Source organism: Streptomyces filipinensis (genome assembly GCF_014649495.1).
Lineage (GTDB): Bacteria > Actinomycetota > Actinomycetes > Streptomycetales > Streptomycetaceae > Streptomyces > Streptomyces filipinensis.
The window spans coordinates 205935-224085 of the sequence record NZ_BMTD01000002.1 but is presented as its reverse complement, the minus strand read 5'-3'; the positions used below and the strand labels follow the sequence as shown (position 1 = coordinate 224085).

Here is an 18151-nt window from a genome sequence, read left to right as displayed (position 1 = left end):
ATAACGCATCGCATTATCAGGTGTGGATAAAAACGGGCAAAGAGCGTCCGTCCGTCATCCCGCAGAATCCTTACAGCCTTTGATTTCCAAGGGGTCCCGGATCCGGCGCCGTTCCCGCCCCGGACACGCGCCGAACCGGCACCGCACAACCCGCCGGAGTGATCCCTCGTACTACTGTCCGGCCACGATGCGGACGGCCCCCACGGACTGCTCCGCGCCACCGGCCCCGCCGGTGGCGGCCGTCTTCCACGGGTCGTCGCCGCGCCCGGCGGTCCACTCCCGCCCCGCGTACGACACGCGCTGGATGTGCAGCGCCGAGGAGTTCGCGACCGCCCACTGCGCCAGCTGCCAGCCCCGCTCCCGCTCCGTACGCCCGCTCGCGTCCGTCCGCCTGCCCTGCGGCACCGGAACGGTCACCGTCCGCCCGTGCGCGGTCGCGGTCACGCTCGGCGAGGGAGACGGCGACGGCACGGGCGTACCGCCGACCTCCGCCCCGGTCTCCTGCAGCGCGTCCCGCCCGAAGTCCCCGACCAGCGCGGCCCGTACCGCGTCCGGACCCGTCGCCCGGGCGGCGGGCTCCGGGCGCCCGTCACAGGTCAGCGTGGCCGCCGCGCGGCCGGTCAGCGCCGCCGCCAGCAGCTTCGCGTCCGGCTCGTGCTTGGCGTACGCCTCCGGGTAGCCGCTGCGCTGCACCTCCTGGGCCGCCTCGGTCAGCGGCAGCGCCGCGTAGTCCGGCACCTTGGCCAGGTGCGCGTAGAAGATGCCCGCCGCGTACGCGGGGTCCATGATCTGCTGCTCGGTGCCCCAGCCCTGCGAGGGCCGCTGCTGGAACAGGCCGAGCGAGTCCCGGTCGCCGTGCTCGATGTTGCGCAGCCCCGACTCCTGCAGGGCGGTCGCCAGCGCGATCGTCACGGCCCGCTCGGGCATCCCGCGCCCGGTGCCCACGGCCGCGATCGTCGCCGCGTTCACGGCCTGTTCCGGCGTGAACTCGTACGACGCCCCGTCACCCGCGGACGAGATCACCTTGCAGCCGCGCGCACCGCCGCCTCCGGTGACGTACTGCACCACGAGGTACGCGGCGACACCGCACAGGACCAACAGGGCCGCCGCGAAACGGAAGAGGCGGCCGCGACGCTTGGGACGGGTGGGGGACGGCTCTGGCACGCGTACAAGGTACTGGAGGGGCGTCCGGCGCTCACGGCGGGCCCGGTCAGCGCCGCGGACCGGGCCCCGGCAGGTGGCGCGCTAGGGTCGAGGCCATGGCCGACACCTCGCTTGACCTCACGCTCGACGCCGCCGCGCTCACCGCGCGGCTCGTGGACTTCCCCTCGGAGAGCGGCACCGAGAAGCCCCTCGCGGACGCGATCGAGACCGCCCTGCGCGCCCTGCCGCACCTGACGGTCGACCGCTACGGCAACAACGTGATCGCCCGCACGAACCTGGGCCGCGCCGAGCGCGTGATCCTGGCCGGCCACATCGACACCGTCCCCATCGCCGACAACGTGCCCTCGCGGCTGGACGAGGACGGCGTGCTGTGGGGCTGCGGCACCTGCGACATGAAGTCGGGCGTCGCGGTGCAGCTGCGCGTCGCCGCCACGGTCCCCGCCCCCAACCGCGACCTCACCTTCGTCTTCTACGACAACGAGGAGGTCGCCGCCGAGCTCAACGGCCTCAGGCACGTCGCCGAGGCCCACCCCGAGTGGCTGGAGGGCGACTTCGCGGTCCTGCTGGAGCCCTCCGACGGCGAGGTCGAGGGCGGCTGCCAGGGCACCCTGCGCATGCTGCTGAAGACCACGGGCGAGCGGGCCCACTCGGCGCGCTCCTGGATGGGCGCCAACGCCATCCACGCCGCCGCCCCCATCCTGGCCCGCCTGGCCGCCTACGAGCCCCGCTACCCGGTGATCGACGGCCTGGAGTACCGCGAGGGCCTGAACGCCGTGGGCATCAGCGGGGGAGTGGCCGGCAACGTCATCCCCGACGCGTGCGTGGTCACGGTCAACTTCCGTTACGCCCCCGACCGCACCGAGGAGGAGGCGGTCGCGCACGTCCGCGAGGTGTTCGCGGACTGCGGGGTGGCGGAGTTCGTGGTCGACGACCACAGCCCCGGCGCGCTGCCCGGCCTGTCCCACCCCGCCGCCGCGGCCTTCATCGAGGCGGTCGGCGGCACGCCGAAGCCCAAGTACGGCTGGACGGACGTCTCCCGCTTCTCCGCGCTCGGTGTCCCCGCCGTCAACTACGGCCCCGGCAACCCGCACCTGGCCCACAAGCGCGACGAGCGGGTGGAGACGGCGAAGATCCTGGCGGGCGAGGAGCGCCTGCGGAACTGGCTCACCGCGTAGGGGCCGCCGCTCGGCGCTTCATTCCGGACATGCTCACGTCCCCCCTCCGTAACCCGCGTGGATCTAGTCTGAGATCGAACTACCGCCAAGCGGAGGGAGCGCACATGGCTACCGGCAACCCCGAGGGGAAGAAGCAGCCGCCGGACGAGCAGCGGCTCGGACCGGTCCTCCGACGCCGCGGACAGGTGACGCCCAGCACGACCGACCAGCGGCTGCTCGACGAGCGCGCCCCCACGGACTGGGTCCACACGGACCCCTGGCGCGTGCTCCGCATCCAGTCGGAGTTCATCGAGGGATTCGGCACGCTGGCCGAACTCCCGCCCGCCATCAGCGTGTTCGGCTCGGCCCGGACACCGGTGGACTCGGCGGAGTACGACGCGGGGGTGCGGCTCGGCCGGGGCCTGGTCGAAGCCGGCTGGGCGGTGATCACGGGTGGCGGTCCGGGCGCGATGGAGGCCGCGAACAAGGGCGCTTGTGAGGCGGGGGGCGTCTCGGTCGGCCTCGGCATCGAGCTGCCCTTCGAGCAGGGGCTGAACCCCTACGTCGACATCGGCCTCAACTTCCGCTACTTCTTCGTCCGCAAGATGATGTTCGTGAAGTACGCGCAGGGCTTCGTGGTCCTGCCCGGCGGCCTCGGCACCCTCGACGAACTCTTCGAGGCGCTGACCCTGGTCCAGACCCAGAAGGTCACCCGCTTCCCGATCGTCCTGTTCGGCAGCGAGTACTGGGGCGGCCTGGTGTCCTGGCTGAGGAACACGCTGGTGGCCCAGGGCAAGGCGGCCGAGAAGGACCTCCTCCTGTTCCACGTCACGGACGACGTGGACGAAGCGGTGGCCCTGGTCTCGAAGGAGGCGGCCCGCTAGCCCAGGGCTCCACCCGACAGCCACCGCCACCACGCCCCACCCCGGGGCGCTTCGGCCCCCGGGGTGTTCAGGCCAGGCCTCGCCGCGCCACAGCGGGGGCCCGGTGCCCGCAGACGGCGGCCACCATCTCCAGCACCTGACGCGTCTCGGCCACCTCGTGCACCCGGTACACCCGCGCCCCGAGCCACGCCGACACCGCGGTCGTCGCCAACGTACCGATCAGCCGCTCCTTCACCGGCCGGTCCAGCGTCTCGCCGACGAAGTCCTTGTTGGACAGCGACACCAGCACCGGCCACCCCGTCGCGACCATCTCGTCCAGCCGCCGCGTCGCCTCCAGACTGTGCCGCGTGTTCTTCCCGAAGTCGTGCCCGGGATCGATCAGCACCGACTCACGCGGCACCCCGAGCGCGACCGCCCGCTCGGCCAGCCCCACGGTCACCTTGAGGATGTCGGCCATGACGTCGTCGTACGTCACCCGGTGCGGGCGGGTGCGCGGCTGCACACCCCCGGCGTGCGTGCACACCAGCCCCACCCGGTACCGCGCCGCGACCTCCGCGAGCGCCGGGTCGACGCCCCCCCAGGCGTCGTTCAGCAGATCCGCCCCCGCCTCGCACACCGCCTCGCCGACCTCGGCCCGCCAGGTGTCCACGCTGATGAGCACGTCCGGGAAGCGGCGCCGTACCTCCGCCACGAAGCCGACCGTGCGCCGCGCCTCCTCCTCGGCCGTGACCTCGTCGCCCGGCCCGGCCTTCACCCCGCCGATGTCGACGATCGCGGCGCCTTCGGCCACCGCCTGCTCCACGCGGGCGAGCGCCGGCTCGTCACGGAAGGTGGCCCCCTGGTCGTAGAAGGAGTCCGGTGTCCGGTTCACGATCGCCATGATCACCGGCTCGTGGGGCCCGAATTCCCGCCTGCCCAGCCTGAGCATCCGCTGTGACCTCTCCTAGTACGTCCCGCAGTACGGCCGCCTGTGACCCTAACTGTCAGAGGCGCATGGCACGATCGGACCCTGACAGATTCAACGTCCGGCACAACGTCCGGCACGGAGCGTGGGGACCCCTGGCGATGGTGATGTTCTTGTTCCTGGTCGTCGCGCTGGCCGTCGTGGTCGCCGCGGTGACACTCGCCGTGGTGGGTGGCGGCGGGAGCGGCCCGCTGCCCGAGGTGGCGCCGGAGCGGCTGCAGGACCCGCTGCCCGAGGACCGCCCGGTGGAGCGCGCGGACGTGGAGAGCCTGCGCTTCCCGGTCGCGCCGCGCGGCTACCGCATGGCGGACGTCGACGACGCCCTCGGCCGGCTCGCCGCCGAACTCGCCGAGCGGGACGCCCGTATCGCCGACCTGGAGTCCGCGCTGGCCGGCGCGAGAGCCGCCGCCGCACACGTCCACATGGAGAAGCGCGACCACCCTGAGGACCAGCGGTGAGCGCCGGTGCCGCCCTCGCCGGGACCGACGGTGCGCTGCGCTGCCCGTGGGCCCTGTCCACCGAGGACTACGTGGCGTACCACGACGAGGAGTGGGGCCGCCCGGTCCACGGCGACGACGCCCTCTTCGAGCGGCTCAGCCTGGAGGCCTTCCAGTCGGGCCTGTCCTGGATCACCATCCTGCGCCGCCGCCCGGGTTTCCGCGCGGCCTTCGCCGGCTTCCGCGTCGAGAAGGTCGCCGCGTTCACCGACGAGGACCGCGAGCGCCTGCTGGCGGATCCGGGCATCATCCGCAACCGCGCCAAGGTCGACGCCACGCTCGCCAACGCGCGTGTGCTCGCCGACTGGGCCGAGGGCGAGCTGGACGAGCTGATCTGGTCGCACGCCCCCGACCCGGCCGGCCGCCCGGCCCCGAAGACCCTCGCCGACGTCCCGGCCGTGACCCCGGAGTCGACGGCCCTGTCCAAGGCCCTGAAGAAGCGGGGCCTCAGATTCGTCGGCCCGACCACGGCCTACGCCCTGATGCAGGCATGCGGCCTGGTCAACGACCACCTGGAAGCATGCGTGGCGAGAAGCACGGGCGCCTGACCGCCATGTCCCAGGCCGTGTCCCCGACCCTGGCCGCCCTCCTGGACGCGGCGGCCCGCGGTCACTTCCCGCCGCCCGACGGCGGTGTCACCGTCGTGCCGCAGCCGAGCCACCGCGACGCCGGGGTGATCGCGTTCACCGCGCACTCCGTGGTGTTCACCGACGAGGACCCGCACTGGGTGCGGGACACCCTCGCGTCCCTCGACTGCGACGCGCTGGCGGCCGCGATGAACCCCCGCTTCCTGGCCGCGTTCCTGGCCCGCACGGGCCGTTCCACCGACACCGTCGACCTGCTCACCGTGGCCGGCTCCCTGCCCGGCGACCCCCCGGTGGAGCTGCGGGAACTCACCGACCCGGACCACCCGCGCGTGCACGGCGCGCGGGCCCGCCGCGACGACGTCCGGGTCTGGGCGGCGGACGGCGCGGTGGTCGTCCTCGGCCGGGGTGTGGCGGGCCGCTGGGAGACGGCGATCGAGGTGGACGAGGACGTACGCCACCGGGGCCTGGGGCGGGCCCTGGCCACGGCCGCCCGGCATCTCGTCCCGCCCGGGCAGTGGGTCTGGTCGCAGCAGGCCGCCGGCAACGCCCGCAGCGTGCGCGCCTTCCAGGCGGCCGGATACCGCCCGGTGGGCGCGGAGGCCCTGCTCATCGCCCCCTAGGCCCCGCCCCCCGGGCCCGGTGCCTCACCGGCCCAGGTACTTGGGCTTCTCCTTGTTCACGAACGCCTGCACCGCGATCGCGTGGTCCTCGGACCCGCCGGCCCGGGTCTGCAGCTCGTCCTCCTTCTCCAGGGTCTCGTCGAGGGAGTGCGTGAGGCCGTAGGCCATCGCCTCCTTGATCGCCGCGTACGCCACCGTCGGGCCCTCGGCCAGTGCGCGCGCGGTCTTCTCGGCCTCGGCGCGCAGCTCGGCGGTGGGCACGACCCGGTTGGCGATGCCCAGCTCCAGCGCGTCCTGGGCGCTGATGCTGCGCGGGAAGAGCAGCAGGTCGGCGGCGCGGCTCGGGCCGATCACCCGGGGCAGCGTCCAGGAGATGCCGGAGTCGGCGGTGAGGGCCACGCCGGCGAACGAGGTGTTGAAGGCGGCCGTGTCGGCGACCACCCGGTAGTCCGCGGCGAGCGCGAATCCGAAGCCGGCCCCGGCCGCGACGCCGTTGACCGCGGCGACCACCGGCTTCTGCGCCCCGGTGAGGGCCCGCACGATCGGGTTGTAGTGCTCCTTGACCGTGCTCATCGTCTGCCCGGACCCCGTCGCGCGGTCCGACGCGAGCAGCCCGATGTGCTCCTTGAGGTCCTGGCCGACGCAGAACGCCCGGTCCCCGGCGGCGGTCAGCAGGATCGCGCGTACGGCCGGGTCGCCGGCCGCGGACTCCGCCGCCTCCCGGAGAGCGGCCTTGGTCGCGATGTTCAGCGCGTTCATCGCCTCGGGGCGGTTCAGCGTGATCGTCGCGAGTCCGTCGCTCACCTCGTAGAGCACGGTGTCGGCCATGGCGCATCCCCTCGGTGTCGCGGATGACGTACCGCTCAGTACGTCCCTGTATGAAGGACAGCATGGCGGAGATCGCCGGCCAAGGGCCGGACCGGACGTGTGACCTGCGTCAAAGAAAACCGGAGCGGAGTCGGCCCGCGGACGTCCGTGCAGCGGCGCAGTATCGCAGCCACATCGCCGAATTGGGTGGTTTTGCTCGCGCGCGTTGCCCAAGCGATGCCGACTGATGTTGGTCATCGGGTCCTGCGATGCGGGATAATGGCTGGGAAGCAATGTGTTCGATGCCGGTGTCGCGTGTCCGGTGCGGAACCGCGGATGCCCTGTGCGGGCTCCCGGCAGACGATGAGCTGGTTTCAGGAAGGGGAACGAGCATGGCGGCCATGAAGCCGCGGACGGGTGATGGCCCGCTCGAGGTGACCAAGGAGGGGCGGGGCATCGTCATGCGCGTTCCGCTCGAAGGCGGCGGTCGACTCGTCGTCGAGCTGACCCCTGACGAGGCCGAGGCGCTCGGCGACGCCCTCAAGAAGGTCGTCGTCTGACGCCCCAGCGCAGTGTCCTTCCGGCTGCCCCGGCATCGTACGCGGTGCCGGGGCAGTCGCGCGTCCTGCCCCGCCCTGGGCCGGCGCTCACCGCTTGACGGCACACAGCAGGCCGTCGCCCACCGGCAGCAGCGAGGGCACCAGCTCCTGGCTCTCGCGCACCGTGCGCAGCAGTTCCCGCAGCTTGAGCACCTCCGTCGGCTGCGGTCCCGAGTCGACCGTACGGCCGTTGGCGAAGATCCCCTCGAAAACCACCAGGCCGCCGGGCCGGAGCAGGCGCAACGATTCAGCGAGGTAGTCCAGGTACTCCAGCCGGTCACCGTCGCAGAAGACGAGGTCGTATCCGGCGTCCGCGAGCCGGGGCAGCACCTCCAGGGCCCGGCCGGGGATGAAGCGGGCGCGGTTGCTGGCGAAGCCGCAGGCGCGGAAGGCCTGCCGGGCGAACTGCTGGTGCTCCGGCTCCGGGTCGACCGTGGTGAGCACCCCGTCCGGGCGCATGCCGTGCAGCAGATGGATTCCGGACACCCCGCAGCCGGTGCCGATCTCCGCGACGGCCTTGGCGTCGACGGAGGCGGCGAGCAGACGCAGCGCGGCGCCCGTGCCGGGCGACACCGAGCGCAGCCCTGCCTCGCGGGCCCGGTCACGGGCCCAGCGCAGCGCTTCGTCCTCGGCGACAAAGGCGTCGGCGAACGCCCAGCTCGTCTGCCGGTTGCCGGTAATGACCCTCTCCTGTCCCCATGGATGCCTGGGCGTGACTGTATCCGTTGGTGTCGGGAACCCGCAGATGGGACCGGGCGTTTATAGGGATGAGACGGAGGCCGGCGGCGCGACGGGGGGCGAGGGGTGGATCGGCGCACCGAGCAACTGCTGACGCAGCCGCACGAGCCGTATCAGCGAGTATCAAATTCTCGTAAAACCGCTTATCCGGAGCTAACGGGCGAGGTGGCTATGGTAGGGGCTCCACTGGACACCACCAGAGCCGACAGGGGAGGTGCGGCTGCGCCCGGGGACCGGGGCGGAGTGCTGCGGCGCTTCCTCGGGTCGGCGGGCAGGCCGAAATCCGTGACCGACACCGCTGCTGACCACCACGCCGGTCTCGCCGCAGGCGAGGCCCAGACCGCGAGCTTCTCCACCGACGCGGACGGGCAGGCGTGGACTCCGCCCACGTGGGAGGAGATCGTCAGCACCCACAGCGGCCGGGTCTACCGACTGGCCTACCGCCTGACGGGCAATCAGCACGACGCCGAGGACCTCACCCAGGAGGTCTTCGTCCGTGTCTTCCGCTCCCTGTCGACGTACTCGCCCGGCACCTTCGAGGGCTGGCTGCACCGCATCACCACCAACCTCTTCCTGGACATGGTCCGGCGCAAGCAGCGCATCCGCTTCGACGCCCTCGGCGACGACGCCGCCGAGCGTCTGGCCAGCCGCGAGCCCACCCCGCAGCAGCTCCTCAACGACGCCCACTTCGACGCCGACGTCCAGCAGGCCCTCGACACCCTCGCGCCCGAGTTCCGTGCCGCCGTCGTCCTGTGCGACATCGAGGGACTGTCGTACGAGGAGATCGCCGCCACCCTCGGCGTGAAGCTCGGCACCGTCCGCTCCCGTATCCACCGTGGCCGTTCCCAGCTCCGCAAGGCCCTGGCGCACCGGTCCCCGGAGGCCCGCGCGGCCGAGCGGCGCACCTTCCTGGCCCGTGTCCCCGCTCTGGGAGGAGGGGGCGCGACCGCGTGAGTGGATCACGGCCGAAACCTGCGGAGGGGCACCTCGCAGAGCAGCACCTGGGAGACCGTCTCTCCGCCCTGGTGGACGGAGAGCTCGGTCATGAGACGCGTGAGCGGGTCCTCGCGCACCTGGCCACCTGTGCCCGGTGCAAGGCGGAGGCGGACGCCCAGCGCGCGCTGAAGAACGTGTTCGCGGAGGCAGCCCCGCCGCCTCCCTCGGCGAGCCTCCTGGCCCGCCTCCAGGGCCTTCCCGGGGGAGGTGACCTGGACGGCGACGGCATGTCGCCGCCCGGGGGCGGCTCCTTCGGACGCGGCCCCGCCGACGAGAGCGGCGGACCCACCGGTGTCCTCGGCGTCTTCGGAGCGAGGCGCGGCGAGCGCTTCGCGTTCGGATACGTCCCCGCCCGCCCGCACGGCCCCGCCCCCGCGGGCTCGCATCACCCCGTTCCGGCACCCGAGGAGCGCGGCTTCCGCATCCATCCCGTCGGCCGCCCGGACGACGGCCGCTCCGCCTCGCGCGGCCTGCGGTTCGCGGTCGCCGCCGCCGGCGCGGTCTCCCTGGCCGCGGTCGCCCTCGGCGGCATGACCACCGCCATCCCCGGTGACACCACCGCGGACGCCCGCGGCGGCTCCGGCACCGGCAGCAATGTGCTCCCGGCCCGCTCGGCCGGCACCGGCGCCGCCACGCCCGACAACCAGCGCCGTCGCGCGGCGGGACCACTGCTCGCCCGGGGCGGCGCGCAGTTCGGACCGACGCCGGCGGCCCCCACCACGATGTCCGCGCCACTCGTGCCCGGACTGCCGGCCTCCGGCACCGGCCAGACCCAGGTCGACGCGATACGGGGCCTGACCACGCCGGTGACGGCCGGTGCGGCCGCCGTCTCCCCGCTGATACGTCCGCTCGACGACACCGTGGTCTACCCGCTCACCGCCTGGTCCAGGATCCCCGGAGTGTCCGCCTCCGGCCTGCTGTCCGCCCCCGTCCCCGACGCCGCCTCCGCTCCCTCACCGTCCCCCTCCACCCCCCGCGAGACGCCCTGACCGGTCACTTCGCCACGCCCCGCGAACCTGGTTGAATCCTGTGAGCACCGTTCCCGCGGCGATGTCCCGGGGGCGTGGTCGACGTTCCGTGGCCGCCGCCGAAGCGCGCGGCCACGGCCAGCCGTGGGGAGAGCATGAACGAGGGGAACCGTGTCCCGCCGGAGGACGGACCGGAGGGAGCGGCGGGGATGACCCCGGCCGACAACGAGCCGTCCGGCACCGAGCCGACGGGCGAGTCCGCTTCGGCACGTCCGGCCGCGTCGGTGGACGCCCAGCGCGGCGAGGCGCCCGGCGGCGTCGGGCCGGCGGATTCCGGTTCGTTCGACGGAGACTCGGGTGACTTCGCCCTGGCGCGTCCGGTCGGGGCGGTGGGCACCGGGACGGAGCAGGCCGGGTCGGATGAGGCCGAGGCCGCCGTGGCCGACGGGGACTTCGAGCTGGCCAAGCCGGTGCCGGGCCCGGCGAAGGAGGCCGAGGCGGACGGCGGCACGCCGGCGGGTGAGGCGCCCGAGCAGGGGAATTCCGCCTGGGCGGCTCCCACCGAGCGGCCGAAGCCGTTGCACGACCCCGACCCCTACGGCACCCCGCCCTACGGCGAGCCTGGCCCCTGGGCACCCGCACCGCCCGTACAGCACCCGGCGGCCACACCGCCCCAGGGGACACCCGTACCCCCGGCACGGACACCCGCCCCGACCGCCTCCACCCCGGCCCCCGGCGCATCCGCCCTCGGCGCTCATATGCCGGTCCCCGGCACCGCCGTGCCCGGCGCCCCTGCCGCTGGCGTCTCCGCGCCCGGAATCCCGATCCCGGTACCGGGCACGCCCGCGCCCAGCGTTCCTGCCGCTGGCGTCTCCGCGCCCCATGCCCCGATGCCGGTCCCCGGCACGCCCGCGCCCAGCACCCATGCCGTCGCCGCCCCCGCACCCGGCGGCGCCCCTGCCGCTGGCACCCTCGCCCCCGGCGCACCGATGCCCGCGCCCGGCTCCTCTGCCGCCGGTGCCCTCGCGCCCGGCGCGTCCATCCCGGTCCCCGGCGCCCCCGCCCCCGGCGCTCCTAGCGATGGCGCCCCCGCCCCCGGCGCTCCCATGCCCGCGCCCGGCACTTCTGCCGCCGGCGCCCCCGCCCCCGGCGCTCGCACGCCCGCACCGGGCGCCCACGGGGCCGGTGCCCCTGCCGCCGGCGCGTCCGCCCCGTTGGCCTCTCCGGTTTCGGACGGTGGGGCGGGGGGCGTGGGTGGGCGTTATGACCCCTGGGCCGGCGGGTCCCCGCGGGAGCAGGGGGTCGTGCACGGGGGACTGCAGCAGACCGGGGCCGGTGTGCCGACGGACGCGCAGCGCAAACGGCGGGCGAAGCGGCTCGCGCTGGTGTGGACCCTCATGGTCGCGGTGGTCTCCGCCGGCGTCGGCGGTGTCGTCGGCGCCTACGTCGAACGCCAGGGCCTGGGCGGCGGTGACGTGCGTCTGCCGCAGGCCGGAAGCGTGCCCGCCGGGCGGCCGCCGGGCAGCGTGGCCGCGATAGCCGCCCGGGCGCTGCCCAGCGTCGTCACCCTGCACGTCACGGGGACCGACCAGGCGGACACCGGCACCGGCTTCGTGCTCGACGCCCAGGGCCACATCCTCACCAACAACCACGTCGTGGCGCCCGCCGGATCGGGCGGCGCGATATCCGTGACCTTCAGCAGCGGCGACACCGTCAAGGCCAAGGTCGTCGGCCGCGACAGCGGTTACGACCTCGCCGTCGTCCAGGTCCACGGCGTGCACGGGCTCATCCCGCTGCCCCTCGGCAACTCCGACGATGTGCGCGTAGGCGATCCCGTCGTCGCCATCGGCGCCCCCTTCGACCTCGCCAACACCGTCACCTCCGGCATCATCAGCGCCAAGGAGCGGCCCATCACGGCGGGCGGGGAGAAGGGCGACGGGAGCGACGTCAGCTACGTCGACGCGCTGCAGACCGACGCGCCCATCAACCCGGGCAACTCCGGCGGCCCCCTGCTCGACTCCCGGGCCCAGGTGATCGGCATCAACTCCGCCATCCGTTCCGCCGACGGCGGCTCCGAAACGGACGGCGGCCAGGCCGGCTCCATCGGTCTCGGCTTCGCCATCCCCGTGAACCAGGCCAAGCGCGTCGCCGAGGAACTGATCAACGACGGTCACGCGACCCATCCCGTGATCGGCGTCACCCTCGACATGGCGTACACCGGCGACGGGGCCCGGATCGACGGCAAGAGCGCGGGCGGCGGACCCGCCGTGACCCGGGGCGGCCCCGGTGAGCGGGCCGGACTCAAGCCGGGCGACGTCATCACCGAGGTGGACGGAGAGCGCGTGCACACGGCCGAGGAGCTGATCGTCAAGATCCGCGCCCACCGGCCCGGTGACCGGTTGCGGCTGACGGTCCGGCGTGACGGTACCGACCGGCAGGTCCCGCTCAGCCTGGGCGCCGCGGATCAGAACTGACAGCCGCGGAACAGAACTGACAGAAGTCTCACCTCGGGACGGTACCGGTCGGACAGGAACGCCGGGTACCGTTGAGCGACCGAGGACATCGCAAGGAGCGTCAGGTGTTCAATGACATAGGGCCACTGGAGCTGGTGACGATCATCGTGCTCGCTGTGCTCGTCTTCGGTCCGGACAAGCTCCCGAAGGTCATCCAGGACGTGACGCGCACGATCCGGAAGATCCGCGAGTTCTCGGAGAGCGCCAAGCAGGACATCCGCAGCGAACTGGGTCCGGAGTTCAAGGACTTCGAGTTCGAGGACCTCAACCCCAAGACGTTCATCCGCAAGCAGCTGGACAACGACGATCTGGGGCTGAAGGAGATCCGTAACGGGTTCGACCTGAAGAAGGAGATGGCCGAGGTCACGGACGCCGTCAACGGCCGGGACGCCGAGGCCTCCTCCTCCACCGCGTCCTCGTCCTCCGCGCCCTCGTCGTCCGGTGGGCGTATCGACATGACCAAGAAGCCCGAGGAGCCCGGCCAGGACGAGCGGCCTCCCTTCGACGCGGACGCCACATAGCCGCGGCGACGGCCGCGGAAGCGGAGCTACGCCGACACGCGCACGGGGGCGCATCCCGCGCACGTGACGCGTGTCATAGCACGCACCCGTCGCACACGGCCTGAACAGGGCGTTCGTGCGCCCCACGCCTCCAGCGCCTGCCCTGCGATTCTCACCGGTGTGGATATGCTGCCGAGTTGTTGTGCGGACCGGACGCGTACGCCCGAAGGGGGGCGGGTCACCCCGGTCCGACGAGAGCGAGGAGGCGTCCGGGCAGATGGAGACGACGAGTCGGGTGGGCGCGCAGCCGCCGGACGCGGAGGGTGAGCAACAGCTCCCCTCCGGCCGGCGTACGGTCGACGGTTACCTGCAGGCGCCCTTCCCGTGGTACGGCCTCGACGAGGCGTTCACCGGACCGCGCTGGCTGATGCAGGTCGGTATAGGGGCGGACGGCGCCGTCGAGCACGGTTCGATCGGGCACGGTGACGAGCCCTCCGTACGCAGCGAGGCGGTCTCCTCCGGTGAGCCGCGGGAGAAGTTCGCGGTGGTCATCACGGTCGCCGCGCAGCCGTCGCGCCGGAGCGCCGACGGTACGGGGCTGCTGGAGGCCACCTCGGTCTCCTCGGCCGCGTGGCTGGCCGGGGTGGGACTGCTGTCCTTCACCTGGCCCGGACAGATGGACCACACCCTGCGGGACGACTGGCTGGACCAGCAGACGGAGACCGCGTGGGCCCTGGCCGACGATCTCGAAGGGCCGGAGTGGACCAGGCTCTCTCTGCCGGTGGACGGGGTGGCCGCCTCGTTCTACTACCGGGAGTCGGAGTTCGGATGGGTCCTGGCCGGCACGACGGAGGCGGGGGTGCATCTGGGGGCGTACGGGCGCGGCATGAGCGCGTACGGTCTCGGGTTCGCCGTGGTGAAGGACGTTTCCGCCTACGCGTGAGGGTGGGGCGCCGGCTGCCCGGCGCCCCTTTCGCCGCGGGGTCCGCTCACGTTCCCCGAACGGGCCCCCGCGTCCGCCGGGACGTGCTCAGAACTTGTTCTTGGGTGTGATCCCCAGGGACAGGCCCGACAGGCCCCGCTGCCTGCCGCCCAGCTTCCCCGCGATCGCGCGCAGGGCCGAGCCCGCCGGGGAGTCCGGGTCGCTCAGGACCACCGGCTTGCCCTCGTCGCCGCCCTCGCGGAGGCGGACGTCGATCGGGATGGAGCCGAGGACCGGGACGGTCGTGCCCGTCGTCCGCGTCAGGCCGTCGGCGACCGTCTGGCCGCCGCCCGCGCCGAAGACGTCGACCATCTCGCCGCAGTGCGGGCAGGGCAGGCCGGACATGTTCTCGACCACACCGACGATCTTCTGGTGGGTCTGGACCGCGATGGAGCCGGCGCGCTCGGCCACCTCCGCCGCCGCCTGCTGCGGGGTCGTCACGACCAGGATCTCGGCGTTCGGGATCAGCTGGGCGATCGAGATGGCGATGTCGCCGGTGCCGGGCGGAAGGTCCAGCAGGAGGACGTCCAGGTCGCCCCAGTAGACGTCCGCCAGGAACTGCTGCAGGGCGCGGTGCAGCATGGGGCCGCGCCAGACGACGGGGGCGTTGCCCGGGGTGAACATGCCGATGGAGATGACCTTCACGCCGTTCGCCGACGGCGGCATGATCATGTTCTCGACCTGGGTGGGACGGCCGTCCGCGCCCAGCATGCGCGGCACGCTGTGGCCGTAGATGTCGGCGTCGACCACGCCGACCTTGAGGCCGTCGGCCGCCATCGCCGCGGCGAGGTTCACCGTCACCGAGGACTTGCCGACGCCGCCCTTGCCGGAGGCGACCGCGTAGACGCGGGTGAGGTTGCCGGGCTTGGCGAAGGGGACCTCGCGCTCGGTCTGGCCGCCGCGCAGGGCCGTCGCCAGCTCCTTGCGCTGCTCGTCGCTCATGACGTCGAGCGTGACGTCGACACGGGTGACGCCCTCGACCCGCGCGACCGCTTCGGTGACGCGCTGGGTGATGGTGTCGCGCATGGGGCAGCCGGAGACCGTCAGGTACACGGTGACGGCGACCGCGCCGTCATCCCCGATCTCCACCGATTTGACCATCCCCAGCTCGGTGATGGGGCGGTTGATCTCGGGGTCGTTCACCGTCGCCAGTGCCTCGCGCACCGCGTCTTCCGTAGCCATAAGGACGATGGTACGGCGCCCCGAGGGGCCGGAGGGATGCCCCTCAGCGGTCGTCTGTGTCACGTCCCGGGGGGCGTTCTGCCCGTTCTGCCGGGAATACGACATGGCCGGGGTGCCCGTCGTGACGGCGGCGCTCCTCCAGCTCCTTGACCACGTCCTGGAGTTCCGAGCGGATCCAGTCGCGGGTGGCCACCTCGCCCAGGCCCATGCGCAGCGCGGCGATCTCCCGGGTCAGGTACTCGGTGTCGGCGATGGACCGCTCGTTCTGCTTGCGGTCCTGCTCCAGGTTGACCCGGTCGCGGTCGTCCTGTCTGTTCTGCGCGAGCAGGATCAGCGGGGCCGCGTAGGAGGCCTGCAGGGACAGCATCAGGGTCAGGAAGATGAACGGGTACTGGTCGAAGCGCAGATGGTGGGGTGCGGCGATGTTCCACACCACCCACGCGATGATGACGACCGTCATCCAGACGATGAAGCGTCCCGTGCCCAGGAAGCGGGCGATCTTCTCCGACAGCCGCCCGAAGGCCTCCGGGTCCCACTCGGGCAGGATCCGGCGCCTGGGCGGGCGCGGCTGGTCCAGCCGGGGCGTACGGGGCCGGCCGGCGGCCGTGGCGCCCGCCGGGGTGTTGCGGTCACGGGTGCTCTCACGCTCAGGAGCCATGTGCGGCCGCCCCCTCTCCCTCGTCCAGGTGGAACTCGGTCTCCCGCCAGTCCTCGGGCAGCATGTGGTCCAGTACGTCGTCCACGGTCACCGCTCCCAGCAGCGATCCCGACTCGTCCACCACGGGCGCCGCCACCATGTCGTACGTGGCGAAGAACCCGGCGATGACGGGCAGCGCGGCGTCCGGGGCCAGGGTCTGCAGGTCCTCGTCGAGGAGCGAGCTGACCAGGGTGTACGGGGGGTCGCGCAGCAGCCGCTGGAAGTGCACCGTGCCCAGGTACTTGCCGGTCGGGGTCTCGTCGGGCGGCCGGCAGACGTAGACCTGGGCGGCGAGGGCGGGGGACAGGTCGGGGTTGCGGACCCGGGCGAGCGCGTCGGCGACCGTGGCGTCCGGGCGCAGCACGATCGGCTCGGTGGTCATCAGACCGCCGGCCGTGTGCTCCTCGTACGACATCAGGCGGCGCATGTCGGCCGCGTCGGACGGCTGCATCAGGCTCAGCAGCCGCTCCTTGTCCTCCTCGGGCAGCTCGGAGAGCAGGTCGGCCGCGTCGTCGGGGTCCATGGCCTCCAGGACGTCCGCCGCGCGCTCCTCCTTCAGCTTGCCGAGGATCTCGATCTGGTCGTCCTCGGGGAGCTCTTCGAGCACGTCGGCCAGGCGGTCGTCGTCGAGCGCGGCGGCGACCTCGGCGCGCCGCTTGGGGGAGAGGTGGTGCAGGACGTTGGCGAGGTCGGCGGGGCGCAGCTGCTCGAAGGTGGCGAGCAGACTCTCGGCGCCCTGCCCGTGCTCCTCCAGCGAGAACCCGGTGACGGCGGACCACTCCACGGTCAGCGTCTCGCCCTTGGCCCGCCGGAACGCGCCGCCCTTCCTCCCCTTGCGGACGAAGACGCGGTCGACCTCCCAGTCGCGGCGGGCGGGCAGCTGCTGCACGGACACGTCGAGGACGGTGACCTGCTCGCCGGTCTCCGCCAGCGTCACCCGGCGGTCCAGCAGCTCGCCGAAGACCAGCCGCTCGGTGGGCCGCTGCTCGAAGCGCCGGACGTTCATCACGCCGGTGGTGATGACCTGCCCGGACTCGACGCCGGTGATCCGGGTCATGGGCAGGAAGATACGGCGCCGGGTGGTCAGTTCGACGACCAGCCCGAGCAGCCGCGGGGGCCTGCGGCCCACGCGCAGCATCACGACCAGATCGCGTACGCGGCCCACCTGGTCGCCGCTCGGGTCGAAGACGGGGACCCCGGCGAGGTGCGACACGAAGATCCGGGGGGCGCCGGCTGCCATGGCTGTGCTTCCTCTGCTGACGTGGCCTGGGAATCGCCCTTTGCTCGGGTGTTCCGCTTTCTTTGTGAATTGCTCGGATTTGCCCGCTCGGGTGCGCTTCAGGCTAGCCCGTACCGGTCGGATACGCCCCGGTGGGGGGTCCGGACGGACTGGCTCCGCCAGGCGCCCGGGGCACCGGTACGCTGCCGTACGCCGTTCAGGAACCGTCAGAAAGGCGACCCCACCTGTGACTGCGATTCCCCAGGGCCGTACCCGCCGGGCCGCCCGGGTCCCCGCGTTCTGCGTACTCGCCGTGACGGGGACGGCGCTGCTGACCGGGTGCGGAGGCGGCGACCCGGACGCGGGGACGAACGGCGTGGGCAAACTGCCCGCCGACCGCATCGAGGCCAAGACACGGGCGGCCGCCCAGGGCGCCCCGGCGGTGCGGCTGTCCGGGACCGTGGTCACCAGCGGCCGGACGTACCAGCTGGACATGCGGCTCAAGGCCGACGGTGGCACCGGGTCGGTGACCTCACAGGGGGCGACCTTCAAGCTGCTGCGGGTCGGCGCACAGCTGTATCTGAAGGCCGACGCGGACTTCTGGAACCAGGCCGGAGGCAAGGCCGGCGGTGACGGCACGGCCGGCAAGCTGAACGGCAAGTACGTGAAGGTGCCGCAGACGGACCCCGCGTACAAGAAGTTCAGCGGCTTCACGGACAAGGACGTCCTCCTCGACGGGCTGCTGACACTGCACGGCACGCTGGCGACGGACGGCCACCACGACGACGCGGGTACCCGCACCATCCGCATCACCGGCGACAAGGGCTCCGGCGGCAGCCTCGACGTCTGCCTGGAGGGCACGCCCTACCCCCTGCGCCTGGTCCGCGCCGGCGGGGCGGGGACGCTCAGCTTCTCCGACTGGGGCAAGGACTTCGCCGTGACCGAGCCCGCGCAGGGCGAGACGGTGGACTACGGGCAGCAGCTGCCGACGTCCTAGCCGTCGAAAGCCCCGGTGCCGAACGGCACAGGCCGTCCTCGTCCGCCGCGACGGCGCTCAGCCCTCACGGACGTGACCTGCGG

General features: G+C 72.9%; 19 protein-coding genes. 12 read left to right on the top strand and 7 right to left on the bottom strand.

Going from position 1 to position 18151, the window contains the following annotated elements; all coding sequences use genetic code 11:
- Window positions 1-171: 171 nt before the first annotated feature.
- The gene (locus tag IE244_RS06050; protein ID WP_191871595.1) at window positions 172-1164 is read right to left on the bottom strand and encodes a VldE C-terminal domain-containing protein; all 993 of its coding nucleotides are present in this window, start codon (window positions 1162-1164) and stop codon (window positions 172-174) included.
- Between the two features lie 95 nt (window positions 1165-1259).
- Between IE244_RS06050 and dapE the strand changes: the two genes are divergently transcribed.
- Complete coding sequence (dapE, locus tag IE244_RS06045) at window positions 1260-2339, top strand: succinyl-diaminopimelate desuccinylase (protein ID WP_191871594.1); 1080 nt, start codon at window positions 1260-1262, stop codon at window positions 2337-2339.
- Window positions 2340-2443: 104 nt separating this feature from the next.
- A complete protein-coding gene (locus tag IE244_RS06040; RefSeq protein ID WP_191871593.1) occupies window positions 2444-3202 on the top strand; it encodes an LOG family protein in 759 nt (252 codons plus the stop codon).
- A gap of 67 nt (window positions 3203-3269) precedes the next feature.
- On the opposite strand, the gene folP is transcribed toward IE244_RS06040, so the two are convergent.
- Window positions 3270-4130 (bottom strand): dihydropteroate synthase, encoded by an 861-nt coding sequence (gene folP, locus IE244_RS06035; RefSeq protein ID WP_191871592.1) that lies wholly within the window; start codon window positions 4128-4130, stop codon window positions 3270-3272.
- Between the two features lie 137 nt (window positions 4131-4267).
- On the opposite strand from folP, the gene IE244_RS06030 reads away from it, so the two are divergent.
- From IE244_RS06030 to IE244_RS06020, 3 genes are read left to right on the top strand one after another with little or no spacing between them, the layout of a single operon-like run.
- The gene (locus IE244_RS06030; protein ID WP_191871591.1) at window positions 4268-4624 is read left to right on the top strand and encodes a DivIVA domain-containing protein; all 357 of its coding nucleotides are present in this window, start codon (window positions 4268-4270) and stop codon (window positions 4622-4624) included.
- Window positions 4621-5211 (top strand): DNA-3-methyladenine glycosylase I, encoded by a 591-nt coding sequence (locus IE244_RS06025; RefSeq protein WP_191871590.1) that lies wholly within the window; start codon window positions 4621-4623, stop codon window positions 5209-5211. Before IE244_RS06030 ends, IE244_RS06025 begins: the two co-directional genes overlap by 4 nt.
- Complete coding sequence (locus IE244_RS06020; protein ID WP_373305712.1) at window positions 5184-5870, top strand: GNAT family protein; 687 nt, start codon at window positions 5184-5186, stop codon at window positions 5868-5870. Before IE244_RS06025 ends, IE244_RS06020 begins: the two co-directional genes overlap by 28 nt.
- Before the next feature lie 24 nt (window positions 5871-5894).
- Here the strand turns inward: IE244_RS06020 and chcB are convergent, their stop codons facing one another.
- The gene (gene chcB / locus IE244_RS06015; protein WP_191871589.1) at window positions 5895-6698 is read right to left on the bottom strand and encodes a 2-cyclohexenylcarbonyl CoA isomerase; all 804 of its coding nucleotides are present in this window, start codon (window positions 6696-6698) and stop codon (window positions 5895-5897) included.
- 371 nt (window positions 6699-7069) lie between these two features.
- Between chcB and IE244_RS06010 the strand changes: the two genes are divergently transcribed.
- Entirely contained in the window at window positions 7070-7237 is a 168-nt protein-coding gene (locus IE244_RS06010) for a DUF3117 domain-containing protein (RefSeq protein WP_018544333.1), read from the top strand.
- A gap of 87 nt (window positions 7238-7324) precedes the next feature.
- Here the strand turns inward: IE244_RS06010 and IE244_RS06005 are convergent, their stop codons facing one another.
- Window positions 7325-8023: an O-methyltransferase gene (locus IE244_RS06005; protein ID WP_078963523.1), complete on the bottom strand. Its 699-nt coding sequence runs from the start codon at window positions 8021-8023 to the stop codon at window positions 7325-7327.
- Window positions 8024-8257: 234 nt separating this feature from the next.
- Between IE244_RS06005 and sigE the strand changes: the two genes are divergently transcribed.
- The 5 genes from sigE to IE244_RS05980 all read left to right on the top strand — a co-directional run bounded on the left by sigE (window position 8258) and on the right by IE244_RS05980 (window position 13934).
- Window positions 8258-8968, top strand: coding sequence for an RNA polymerase sigma factor SigE (gene sigE / locus IE244_RS06000; protein ID WP_191871588.1), 711 nt, complete (start codon window positions 8258-8260; stop codon window positions 8966-8968).
- Window positions 8965-9999 (top strand): zf-HC2 domain-containing protein, encoded by a 1035-nt coding sequence (locus tag IE244_RS05995; RefSeq protein WP_191871587.1) that lies wholly within the window; start codon window positions 8965-8967, stop codon window positions 9997-9999. The genes sigE and IE244_RS05995 overlap by 4 nt, the downstream gene beginning before the upstream one ends.
- 803 nt (window positions 10000-10802) lie before the next feature.
- Window positions 10803-12452 carry a S1C family serine protease gene (locus IE244_RS05990; protein ID WP_444545075.1) on the top strand — a complete coding sequence of 550 codons (1650 nt, stop codon included), beginning with the start codon at window positions 10803-10805 and terminating at the stop codon, window positions 12450-12452.
- 104 nt (window positions 12453-12556) lie between these two features.
- A complete protein-coding gene (locus IE244_RS05985; protein ID WP_191871586.1) occupies window positions 12557-13012 on the top strand; it encodes a sec-independent translocase in 456 nt (151 codons plus the stop codon).
- Window positions 13013-13268: 256 nt separating this feature from the next.
- The gene (locus tag IE244_RS05980; protein ID WP_191871585.1) at window positions 13269-13934 is read left to right on the top strand and encodes a hypothetical protein; all 666 of its coding nucleotides are present in this window, start codon (window positions 13269-13271) and stop codon (window positions 13932-13934) included.
- 87 nt (window positions 13935-14021) lie between these two features.
- On the opposite strand, the gene IE244_RS05975 is transcribed toward IE244_RS05980, so the two are convergent.
- The 3 genes from IE244_RS05975 to IE244_RS05965 are packed head-to-tail and all read right to left on the bottom strand — an operon-like array spanning window position 14022 to window position 17092.
- On the bottom strand, window positions 14022-15155 hold the full coding sequence (locus IE244_RS05975) for an Mrp/NBP35 family ATP-binding protein (protein ID WP_191871584.1): 1134 nt from the start codon (window positions 15153-15155) through the stop codon (window positions 14022-14024).
- Between the two features lie 43 nt (window positions 15156-15198).
- Window positions 15199-15813 carry a DUF1003 domain-containing protein gene (locus IE244_RS05970; protein WP_191871583.1) on the bottom strand — a complete coding sequence of 205 codons (615 nt, stop codon included), beginning with the start codon at window positions 15811-15813 and terminating at the stop codon, window positions 15199-15201.
- On the bottom strand, window positions 15803-17092 hold the full coding sequence (locus IE244_RS05965; protein WP_031163526.1) for a magnesium transporter MgtE N-terminal domain-containing protein: 1290 nt from the start codon (window positions 17090-17092) through the stop codon (window positions 15803-15805). The genes IE244_RS05970 and IE244_RS05965 overlap by 11 nt, the downstream gene beginning before the upstream one ends.
- 226 nt (window positions 17093-17318) lie before the next feature.
- Between IE244_RS05965 and IE244_RS05960 the strand changes: the two genes are divergently transcribed.
- Window positions 17319-18068, top strand: coding sequence for a hypothetical protein (locus IE244_RS05960; RefSeq protein ID WP_191871582.1), 750 nt, complete (start codon window positions 17319-17321; stop codon window positions 18066-18068).
- Window positions 18069-18151 lie beyond the last annotated feature (83 nt).